This is a genomic window from Clostridium sp., assembly GCF_047718555.1.
In the GTDB taxonomy this organism is placed as follows: domain Bacteria; phylum Bacillota; class Clostridia; order Clostridiales; family Clostridiaceae; genus Clostridium_I.
Genome location: NZ_JBDNRK010000003.1, coordinates 101,645 through 113,543, shown reverse-complemented (window position 1 = coordinate 113,543; position 11,899 = coordinate 101,645). Strand labels below are relative to the sequence as shown.

The 11,899-nt window shown below is 31.3% G+C and carries 7 protein-coding genes; 1 reads left to right on the top strand and 6 read right to left on the bottom strand.

The annotated features are described in order from the left end of the window. Positions 1-268: 268 nt before the first annotated feature. The 3 genes from ABF633_RS02195 to ABF633_RS02185 form a co-directional block, all read right to left on the bottom strand. Positions 269-2,761: a cation-translocating P-type ATPase gene (locus ABF633_RS02195; RefSeq protein ID WP_415521572.1), complete on the bottom strand. Its 2,493-nt coding sequence runs from the start codon at positions 2,759-2,761 to the stop codon at positions 269-271. Positions 2,762-3,105: 344 nt separating this feature from the next. Next, the gene (locus ABF633_RS02190; protein WP_415521570.1) at positions 3,106-4,173 is read right to left on the bottom strand and encodes an EamA family transporter; all 1,068 of its coding nucleotides are present in this window, start codon (positions 4,171-4,173) and stop codon (positions 3,106-3,108) included. Between the two features lie 328 nt (positions 4,174-4,501). Then, a complete protein-coding gene (locus ABF633_RS02185; RefSeq protein WP_415521569.1) occupies positions 4,502-5,617 on the bottom strand; it encodes a stage II sporulation protein P in 1,116 nt (371 codons plus the stop codon). Positions 5,618-6,046: 429 nt separating this feature from the next. Between ABF633_RS02185 and ABF633_RS02180 the strand changes: the two genes are divergently transcribed. Then, positions 6,047-7,858, top strand: a complete 1,812-nt coding sequence (locus ABF633_RS02180; RefSeq protein ID WP_415521567.1) for a sulfite exporter TauE/SafE family protein — start codon at positions 6,047-6,049, stop codon at positions 7,856-7,858. Positions 7,859-7,938: 80 nt separating this feature from the next. Here the strand turns inward: ABF633_RS02180 and ABF633_RS02175 are convergent, their stop codons facing one another. The 3 genes from ABF633_RS02175 to hypD form a co-directional block, all read right to left on the bottom strand. Then, positions 7,939-9,156 carry a murein hydrolase activator EnvC family protein gene (locus tag ABF633_RS02175; protein WP_415521565.1) on the bottom strand — a complete coding sequence of 406 codons (1,218 nt, stop codon included), beginning with the start codon at positions 9,154-9,156 and terminating at the stop codon, positions 7,939-7,941. Between the two features lie 394 nt (positions 9,157-9,550). Further along, positions 9,551-10,558 (bottom strand): HoxN/HupN/NixA family nickel/cobalt transporter, encoded by a 1,008-nt coding sequence (locus tag ABF633_RS02170; RefSeq protein ID WP_415521563.1) that lies wholly within the window; start codon positions 10,556-10,558, stop codon positions 9,551-9,553. A gap of 194 nt (positions 10,559-10,752) precedes the next feature. Further along, positions 10,753-11,838: a hydrogenase formation protein HypD gene (gene hypD, locus ABF633_RS02165; protein ID WP_415521561.1), complete on the bottom strand. Its 1,086-nt coding sequence runs from the start codon at positions 11,836-11,838 to the stop codon at positions 10,753-10,755. Positions 11,839-11,899: the final 61 nt, after the last annotated feature.

Genomic DNA, 11,899 nt, shown 5'->3' with positions numbered 1-11,899 from the left:
GGTACAAAGTTCCTTGTCATAGCCAATTTTATTCTTTGATGTTCTAATATTTAAAACATTTAATTTAACAAAAAAATTATTGTATATAAAATTATAAGAGATCTTATTCACTAATAATTTCATTATATTGTAATAATATCATAAGATTAAGAATATATCAAATCTTCACACTATTTTCATATTCTCTGTAACTAGAAAGAAAACTTTCTTCTTAAAAACCTTACCAACTCTAAGAATATTACAAATGTAAAAGCATAACGAGTTTATTTTATTTTTGTATTCTATTTTTATACATTTTAACCAGTTCCCACCATCCCGTTGATAGGATGCCTATGAACACAGCTACTATTAACATTTTTAGATCCACTGCACTTGTTTTAAATAATGATTGTAAAATTGGTATATAAACAATACATGCTAATATAACTAAGGAAATACTATTTATAAAAAGTCGTGCCTTATTTTCTTTCTCCTTAAAAATATGAATTAAATACTGAGTATTTGATCTGTTTACTAATACTAAAATAACATTTGCAACTATCAATGTTATTAGAGAAACACTCCTTGCATACTCCACAGAGATTCCTGAATCTACCAGATAGTGAAAAGGTAAGAAAGCAGCTAAAAACATTGTAACTCCCTGTGCTATAACTTTTTTAGTTAATCCCTTTGTTAAAAGTGGCTCCTTTGGAGACCTTGGTGGCTGATTCATAATATAAGGTTCCGCAGATTCTCCTTCAAATATTATGGAACAGGTAGGATCTATTATTAATTCTAAAAGCATTATATGCATTGGCAGTAAAATTTGCGGAAGATTGAACAATGGAGCAAAAAGTGCAAGAGCTGCTATAGGTATATGAATTATCATAATATACACTATGGCCTTTCTGATATTGTCAAATATTCTTCTTCCATCCCTTACAGATTCTACGATAGTCGTAAAATTGTCATCAAGCAGAATCATATGCGCTGCTTCTTTTGCAACCTCTGTTCCTCTTTTTCCCATGGCTATTCCAATATCAGCATTTTTAAGTGCAGGTGCATCATTTACTCCATCACCAGTCATTGCAACAATATCACCATTATTTTTTAGTGCTTTAATAATCTTCATTTTATGCTCAGGAATTACTCTTGAAAATACATCGCAGCTTCTTACAGCTTCACAAAGCTGCTGTTCACTCATATAATCTATTTCATCCCCAGTTATAGATTTACTGGCAAATTTAAGCCCAATTTCTTCACCTATAGCTACTGCGGTTTTACTGTAGTCACCAGTTATCATAACTACCCTTATACCTGCATTATTACAAATCTTTATTGCCTCTAAAACACCATCTTTAGGAGGATCTTGGAGTCCCACTAATCCTTTAAAATTTAGTGGATATTCCTCCAGTTTTTCTAACAGTTTGTCATTTCCACATTCAGCAAAGGCAAGTACTCTTAAACCTTTAGAAGCCATTTTATCTATTTCTTCTTCAATTTTCTTAACTTCTTCATCGCTTAAGTTACAAAGTGGTATTATGGTTTCGGGAGATCCCTTTGCTGCTACATAATAACTCCCATTTAATTTAAAAATATTAGCCATTCTCTTTGTCTTTGAATCGAAGGCAAATTTTTGGCAAAGTTCCAAATTATATAATTCATCTAAAGAGATATTTTTTTCTCCATTTTCAATTATAGCTTTTTCCATTGGATCATAAGGATCTTTCTCGCAAGCTAATATACTAATTTTACTTAAATTTTTATCTGTAAAAGCTGTACTGTCTTGAAGTTCATTATTAACATATACTTTTTTAACCTTCATTCTGTTTTGAGTAATAGTTCCTGTCTTATCTACACAAAGCACATTGGTAGAACCTAATGTTTCCACCGCTGAAACCTTTCTCATTAATGCATTTTTCTTTGCTAATCTAAATGCCCCTAGAGATAAAAATATTGCTAACACAACCGGAAATTCTTCTGGAATCAATGCCATTGCTAAAGTAATTCCTGATAATATGCTATTCAATAAATTTCCATTATAAAAAAAGGACAATAACATTACAGTGAAACATAAAATTATCCCTGCAATAGCAATGGCTTTTACAAGTTCCCCCATCTTCTTCTGAAGAGGAGTTAATTCATCTTTAGCTTCACTGACAGCCTTTCCGATTTTTCCGTACTCTGTATTAAATCCTGTGAATTTTACTATGGCAGTACATTTTCCAAATACTGATAGTGTTCCTGCATAAAGCATATATTTTTTCCAATAGTCATCAGAGCTTTCACTCAATTCCTTGGGCACCTTAAATACATGTTCTGCTTCTCCCGTTAAAATAGATTCATCTACAGAAAAATTAGATGCCTCTATTACTTGACAATCAGCAGGTATTCTTTCTCCTTCCGCAATATAAATTATATCTCCTGGAACAAGCTCAGAACTTTTTATTAAACCTTTCTTACCATTTCTTAATGTATAAACTTGAGGAGATGTTAAGTCTTTCAACGCATCCATAGTTTTTTCTGTTTTCCACTCCTGAATGAAAGTTATGGATACAACTGATATTACAAATGCTAACATTACAATGCCTTCCCTAGGCTGTCCTAAAATAAAATATAGTGTGGAAGCTCCTACTAATAATAAGAACATTGGTTCTTTAAAAACTCCGATAAATTTTTTAAGTGGATTTGGTTTTTCATTTTTAATCAGTTCATTTAATCCATATTTCTCCTGTAGTGTTGAAACTTCTTTCGTTGTAAGTCCATTAATTCTATCTGTCATTTTCTCACCTCATTATCAATTAATATAATAATGTTACCTCTAAAAGCTTTATTTGTCAACGTTTTTCAAGCATATATTCATTATCAATTGATAATGAAAATTAACAATATTTATGAATTTGAATCAATAAACATTTATTACGCCTTACTCAAACTTCGTATATGTATACACAATTTAAGTCAATAAAAAATGAAACTATCTAAGCATTTTTATATATGAAAATGCTTAGATAGTTTTATTGATGCCTTTATTTCAAAACTATTCAGATATGTTTCTATTAAATTAAAAGGAGCTGTAATTTCAGCTCCTTTTAATTTGCAGTATAAGAAAGTTGCAGAATAAAATCAATGTGAATGTCTATGATGAATATCTGGTGAATGTGGGTGGATATGTTCGGTTGCCTTATGTGTATGTAAGTGTGAATGATAAGCATTTATAATAATCTGCTCATCAGTATGTTTATGATTATGATGTCCATCTGCATGATCGTGTCTATGTTCATGCTGCAAGGCTAAATGTTGGTGTCTGTGATTATGTGTTTCCTTTAGCAAGAATATTGTGCCAAGAATCATAACCGGAAAAGCTATAATAAACATGCTATTTGGAATATCTTTTAGCAGTATAAATGAGAGAATTGTACCGATAAAAGGTGCTGTGCCGTAGAGTGCACTAGTTCTTGTACTTCCTAGACTTCTCATAGCATATACAAAGAGTACAATACTTAATCCGTAACAGAAAAACCCTATTATCATTGCCAGCACAGTAATTTTAAACTGAGGAATAGGACTTTTTAATACAATTGCTAACATAAAAGAAAAAGTACCTGCTCCAATTCCTTTTATGGTTACAATTGAAAATGGATTTTTAGAAGAAATATTTCTTGTAAAATTATTGTCAATACCCCAACAAAAGCAGGCAAATATAATTCCCAGTGAACCTATGGAAAATCCCCATTGATTTGTAAAATTCCATGACAAAATAATACTTGCAAGTGTAATCAATATTACTCCACTTATAACTTGCCTTCCAGCATTTTCCTTAAAAAATACTATGGCTAGTATTGCAGTAGCAACTCCTTCAAAGTTCAAAAGCAGTGAAGCTGTAGAAGCTGGAGTTGTGTTTAAACTTATCATCTGTATAATAGGAGCTATAATACCACCTACAACTATAGCACCAAGAAGCCATTTTAAATCATCTTTCTTTAGAGAAGCTTCATTGATTTTTTGTCTTTTTATTATAAAATTTACGAGTTGAAAAATCATTAATCCAATCCCACTTCCAAGATATAAGAATGAAGCAAGTGGTACTGGTTCAATTTTTCCTAGAAGTATTTTTGTTATAGGTGCACTGGCTCCAAACAAAATTGCAGCTAATAAAGCCATTATCACGGGATAATATTTTGATTTGTTCATTATTACTTCTCCCTTTTTAAAAATTATAACCATTTCTTAAATTCCTTAATATATAGAGTTTTTATTATTTCTGTTAACACACAGTAAGATAATTCCTATAAGCCATGGAAACAGTTGTGGCATCCAACATAAGCCCCAAATGCGGTAAATGGCATACAAATACCTGCTGTAATTATAATATCTGTTGAAGAAAAATGCAAAGCTTTAGGAAGAGATGTCACAGTAAAAATTTATGTGAAGGAAAAGCATATGCTCAGTACAGTTGTAAGAGACCTATATTTTAAGGATATGATGTTAGGATTTTCGTAAAAAAATCTACTTATGCTTATTAATTTTTAACATTTAAATATTCTGCAATCATTCTTGCAATATATTTTGTTGTTCCCTTTGGCTCCTCAAGTGTATTAGAAACGGCACCTATTTCCAATAAAAATGCATTATTACTGGCGCCTTGATTAAAAGCATTAACTCCATGAGTATAATAAAATAATCCATAATCGTCTGCTTTAATAAGTAACTGTGGAAAATCCTTTTTGGCTGTATTTAATAATGAATTTACAAGGGCCATATTTTTATTAAAATGTGGGTTATTTTTTGCCATGACAAACATGAATTTACCTAAATTTTGTCCATTTATATTTGTAGTAACATTATTTTTATTTGTATCTGAATCTCTATGTATATCAATTATCATTTTAAAATCTCCATATCTACTTAAGTATTTATTCAAAGTTTCTCTTGATCTCTCATAGCTACTGTTGTAAGCTAAAACATTATGAATAGTTGTATCATGTATTACTGAAATACCGTAATCATTTGAAAGAGTTTTAGCAAGTTCATCTCCAACTGCACATACATTTTTTGTAGGATCAAGATTATCTTTTCCATAAGTCCCGTAGCTTTCAGTTGTATGCGAATGGTATATAAGTATTTCAGGCTTTGAATTATCAACGTTTTTCTTTAACTTTGGATTGTAAACTTGATAAGTTTGATTAGGAAGATTTAAATTAGCATTATTATTCGAATCACTATTTCCAGCATTTTTAGTTATATCACTATCCTTTAACTGAAAATTACTTAAATTTATACTTTTATTATTATTGTAGTTTATAGAATTATTATCTACTTTAAAATAGGATATTTCTTTTTTTAAAATTTCATCAGGTTTATTAAGATTAATTCCTATGTAGTTTAAAAGTCCACTTTTTAAAGAAAAGGTACTTTCTACCATATCCGACTCATCAAAGCTTGTAACTTTTACTATTGGCATTACATAATTAACTAACTGTACATATAACATATTTCCTCTTCCACCAGTTAATAAGTCTTGAATTTTTGCCTGATTAAAGAAGCTAAAAAATGTATATAAAGAAAATATAATTATGCTAACCCCTAGAATTGATATAAGATAACTTGTCCTATTGGTTACTTGTCTATTAATCATCTGCATCCCCCCCGTACTCAATTATATGAAAGGTAATGTGATTTTATAACTTATTAAAATTATGTTAACTTTTTACAAAATACGGGTATATGATGTTTCACTCACAATTTATCTAATTATGGTATCTTTATTGAAATTGATAATAACCAATCTAGTAATAAAATTATTTCAGATGAACAAAAGATTTTGTATTGCATTTTCAAAAGAATTAGAATTAAATGTAAATATAGATTAAACTCTATATTTACCACTTACATCTTTATAAAATCTACACATCTTTTTTGTATAGTTTAAATTGAGATTTATATTTATAAAATTAGAAAATTAATCTTAATATTCTATTCATAAGACTTTCAACATAAAAATTCATTGAATGTAAAATTATTCTTACGAAAAATAATCATATTAAAAACTTTCAGGAGGTTTAAATTGAGTATTAAAAAAGAAAAAATAAAAGTCTTTGACATGACATGTACATCCTGCGAATTAAGAGTAGAAAGAGCCGTTAAAAAATTGGATGGCGTAAAAAATGCTATAGCAAGCTTCAGCGATCAATCTCTAACTATAGAATATGATACATCACTCTGTAATCCTGATAAAATTAAAGCTGCTATAAAGACAGCTGGTTACAGTACGGAAAGTTCAAATAGCTACAAAATTGCAGGTATATTTATAATAGTGGCCGCAATTATATTAATTGGGAATTCATCAGGTGGATTTGATATGACCTCTAAACTTAATGGTGCTACATATTTTGTTCTATTCATCGTTGGAATACTTACATCAATACATTGCGTAGGTATGTGTGGAGGAATAATGCTATCACAAAGTATAAATAAAGATAGCAAAAGTAGATTTGATTCCATTAAACCTGCTATCCTATACAATGCTGGAAGAATTCTATCCTATACTTTAATTGGTGGAGTAGTTGGTGCTCTAGGTTCAGTACTTTCTCTATCTATATCCATGAAGGCTGGACTTCAAATATTTGCTGGTATCTTCATGATAATAATGGGACTTAATATGAGTGGTTATGGTATCTTTAGAAAGGTCAATTTAAAGCTTCCATGGTCTGCTTGTTCAGTTAAGAAAAAACCTAAAACACCTTTCTTAGTTGGTGTTTTTAATGGACTTATGCCCTGCGGGCCACTTCAGACAATGCAGCTATATGCTTTAGGAACTGGAAGTGCCTTTAATGGAGCATTATCTATGCTTATATTTTCCCTTGGTACGATACCTCTAATGTTAACCTTTGGTGCATTATCAGGTCTAATAAGCAAAGGCTATACAAAAACTCTATTAAAATTTAGTGGAATACTGGTTGTAGTTTTAGGTATTGTAATGGGCACTAGAGGTCTAGCTTTAGCTGGTGTAAATATACCAACTACTGCGACACTTACCACCAGCTTATCTGGTAACAAAACATCAACATCTTCATCAGGTGCTAAGGCAACCATAGAAAATGGAGTTCAGGTAATTAGAATGACGGCAGATGGTGCAGGCTATACTCCAAATGGTCTATATGTTCAAAAAAATATGCCTGTGAAATGGATAATAGACGGTAAAACATTGAATTCCTGCAACGGACAAATCATTGTACCATCCTTAAATATTCAGAAGAATTTACAATCTGGCGAAAATGTAATTGAATTTACACCAAAGGATAAAGATATAAGCTTCAGCTGTGAAATGGGTATGATTAGAGGTGTAATTAAGGTAGTTGATAACATTTCAACTGTAGATACCTCAAAACCTGATTCTTCAATACCAGCCCCATCCAGTGGAATGCCTGGTTGTAACATGAATGGGCCAGCTTCATCACCTGCTGTCCCTGAAAAACCAAGTATTTATGGCACAGATTTAAGTAAAATTGAAACTAGCCGATTTATCCACAAAGCTGTAGTTTCTGGAAACACACAAACAGCTTCACTTAAAGGCATAGGTTATGAGTTTGAACCATTAATCGTAGTTGTAACAAAAAATGTTAATACAACCTTAGGCTTTGATTTAAATAATTTTGACAGTCCAAATGGCACTTTTATAATTTCATCTACAGATACAGGCAATCCAGTTGCCTCTTTTGAAGGTAAAAAAGGACTTGTTAATGCAACAGTTACATTTAATGCTAACGGTTTATATGTAATTTCAAAAGATAACAGCGTTATAGGTGCTGTAGTTGTGGTAGATGATCTAAAAAATGTAGATTTAGAAAAAATAAGAAAAGATTATATAGGTGGTTAAATTAACTACCCATAGTTCTATAAAAGCAGGCTATTAAATTCACATAATAGCCTGCTTTTATAGTGAAAAATAACATAATTTTAATTTACATAATAACCACTAGGCTCTATAGGTTGTCCACTTGAATTTCTTATTTCAAAATGAAGATGTGGTCCTGAAGACACACCAGAATTACCTGAATAGGAAATTAATTGTCCTCCTTTTACCGTTTGTCCTTTAGCTACAGCCAAAGAAGAATTATGTGCATAAACGGAAGTTATATCTCCGTGATTAATCATCACCACATTCCCATATCCGGACATGGACTCTGCAGCAATGACTACTCCATCCTTTAAAGCATAAATCGGAGTACCCATTGGTACACCTATATCCATACCTGCATGAAGTCTACTGTAATTTAAAACAGGGTGAAACCTCATGCCAAAAGGAGAGGTAATAGGATAAGAGCCTGCTGTTACAGAAAATAAGTTTCCTTGAGAACTAACCTGTGAAGAAGATGTATTAGTTTTACTTTCTTGGGAATTGATTTTCGGAGAAGGTGTACTAACTTTACCTCCTCTTGAAGCCACTATTTTACTGCTAGCATCTTTCATCTGTTGAATAGTTTTTGCAACCTCTTGAGATTCTGACTGCTCTTTAGAAATCATACTTTCGTAAAAATCTTTGTCCTTCTCAAGTTTCTCAACCAATAGTCTTTTTTCATTGGATGCTGTCTGTAAAGACTTATATTTTTCATCCGTTTCAGTTTTTAATACAGCTATACTATTCTTATTACTTTCTAACTCTGACTTATTTTTTTCTAGACTCTCTTGTCTATTTTTGATATCAGCAATGAGAGTCTTATCATAAGTAATAATTCTTTTTACTATCTCTATTCTACCTATAATATCAGAAAAATTCTTTGAATTTAGAATTACATCTAAATACCCACTATTTCCCGATTCATACATAGCTCTAACTCTTTTTTTTAATAATTGGTCTTTTTTCAAAAGTTCTTGCTTTCTTCCCTCAATTTCAACTTCTTTTTCCTTTATCTCATAATTTAAATTTGTAATTTTAGCATTTAATTCCTGAAGTCTTGACCCCACTTGATTCATATCTTTATCTAAATTTTCTATTTCTTTTTCTGCACCAGTTTTATCTTCAGTAACATTATTTAGCTTGCCTTTATTTTGCTGAATAGATTTGTTTATCTCATTTAATTTGTTTTGGCTATCCTGAATCCCTGCTGCATGAGCATAAGAAAATATGGAACTGCTAATAGCTATGGTTATTAGTAAAACTATACTTCGTCTCATGTAGTTTCCTCTCTTCCTTAGTACATTCTTAAATAAAATTCTTATCTTTGCATTATAACGATTTGATATTAAGATAATATGAAGGCCATATAAAAATTATATTAATGTATATTAAAAAAACTTAACATTTATCTTATTAAAATATATATTGCAAATATAACAGAAGAATGGCTGGTATGCAATAGGTTAAAATAAAGAAGCCAGTACATACTAAAGTTACTGGCTTCTCATTTATATTGTTTTTTCATGCTCACTACTATTGAAGCAAGTTCTTAATTCAGGTGGGGATTCTTTTACCCCATCTGAATTTTAGAACTGCAAATGCATGGCTTACTTGGCGTTGAACTCCCACTTGAATAAGTGGGAGACTTACGCCAAGTTAGTCAGGTTAAATCTATGCATTTTCAAAACGCAGCATCTTCCAAATCATGTATGATACTCCCCATGATATAATAAATAAACCTACTAGTAAATATCCAATCCCACCGAATTCAAGATTTTGTATCCATTTCCAAATCCCACTATTCAGGCCCAATTTAGGTGTTAATATCTGAGCTAATTCAATAAATCCTATACATAATGCTGCTACAATAGATAGTCCAGTAACTGATAAATTATAATAAATTTTACGTAAAGGTGTTGAAAATGCCCAATTATATGCGGTAGTCATAAAAACGCCATCGGCTGTATCCATTAAGCTCATTCCAGCAGCAAAAAGAATGGGTAAAGATATTATCATGGAAAATGGAACAGCTTGAGTAGCTGCATTTGCTGAAATAGCTAGAAGTGCTATTTCAGACGCAGTATCGAATCCTAATCCAAATAGGAAACCAAGCGGATATACATGCCAACTCTTATTAATGAAGCGATACAATGATCCGAAAAAACGTGAAATAAATCCCCGTTGTAATAAAAGCTGATTCATATGTTCTTCATTAACTTCTCCCTTATGTACTCCAATAAAAAGTTTGTAAATATCAAACCAGATATACAGGTTTAATAGTCCTATAAGCATAAGGAAAGTACCTGATACGGTAGTGCCAATCATACTACCTATCACTTTTATATGAGGAATGTTGTATTGAGCCCATTTCATTGAAAATGCAGTCAATATTGACATAACAAATACTACAGAGGAATGTCCAATGGAAAAGAAAAAACCGACACCTGTAGGTTCTTCTTTTTGTTGTACTAATTTACGAACAGTATTGTCAATGGAAGCAATATGATCTGCATCAAAAGCATGTCTTAATCCAAGTGTATAGGCTAAAAATGCCAATCCAACTATCTGAGGGTATTTATAGACATTAGATAATAAAAGTATTACTCCTATAATATGCAGTAGCACCACTATAGTACCATAAGGAAGCCATTTAGGATATTTTTTTAATGGTAACTTCATTTTAAACTCCTCCCTATCATTAATTTATAATAATAAATTACGTCAATACTTTAGCTGCGAAAGCCAAAGATTTTATAATAAACTACAAATTTCTACAGGAAATGCATTAGTTAGATACAACAATTTAGCACTACTCACAGCTAAATCATTACTGTACCAGTAACTACAAGGCAGGTTTTTCAATATCTTATCCTTTAAAAATTATTATATCTGTAATAAGCTGCACAAGTGCCTTCAGAAGATACCATACAAGAACCTACAGGATTTTCTGGTGTGCACGCCTTCTTAAATAGTGGACATTGAAGTGGAGTTATTTTTCCTTTAAGTATGTCACCACATCTGCAGCCCGGACTGCCATCATATTCCTTATACTCTATATTAAAATGCTTTATTGCATCAAATTCTTCATATTCTTTATTAAATGTATATCCACTATTTGGAATAGTACCAATTCCCCTCCAAGTACTGTCACTAACTTCAAAAACTTTGTGTAAGTACTCTATAGCCTGAGAATTTCCATCATTTCGTACTATCCTTTTATATTCATTTATTATATTATAATCCCTATTATTTATCATGCTTATAAGTGTATTCAAGCCCTTAAGTATATCTAAAGGTTCAAAGCCAGTTATAACTCCAGGTATACTGTATTCACTGCTTAAAAATTCATAAGGTTTTTTACCTATAACAGCACTAACATGACCTGGAAGTAAAAAACCACTGATATTAAGTTCCTTGTCATCTACAAGAGCTCTCATAGCTGGTGGTACAATCTTATGGGCGGTGAGGAAAAATAGATTTTTAACCCCTTGCTTTCTTGCCTCTATAGCCGTTACAGCTGTCATGGGTGTTGTTGTTTCGAATCCTACTGAAAGAAAAACTATTTTTTTTAATGGACTGTTCTGCGCCAATACCAATGCATCCATCGGTGAATAGACAATCCTGATATCAGCACCCTCTGCTTTTCTTTTCATTAAAGAAGTTTTCTTTCCAGGTACTCTTATCATATCCCCAAAAGTTGCAATAATAACATCCTTATTTGATGTCAGTTCTAAAGCAGTGTCAATATAACTTTGTGGAGTAACACAAACTGGACATCCTGGTCCAGAAATAAGATTTATGTTGCTTGGAAGTATATCTCTAATGCCATATCTAAATATAGCCATAGTATGGGTACCACATACCTCCATTATATTTATTTTTTTATCAGTAATATTTTGTATTAGTTTTACCAGGCTTTTAGAATAATCTCCATTTCTAAATTCATCAACATATTTCATTCACTTGTATCTCCTTCATTATTCCAAAATTTTTGTTCTTCTTTAACCAAAATTATTTGAA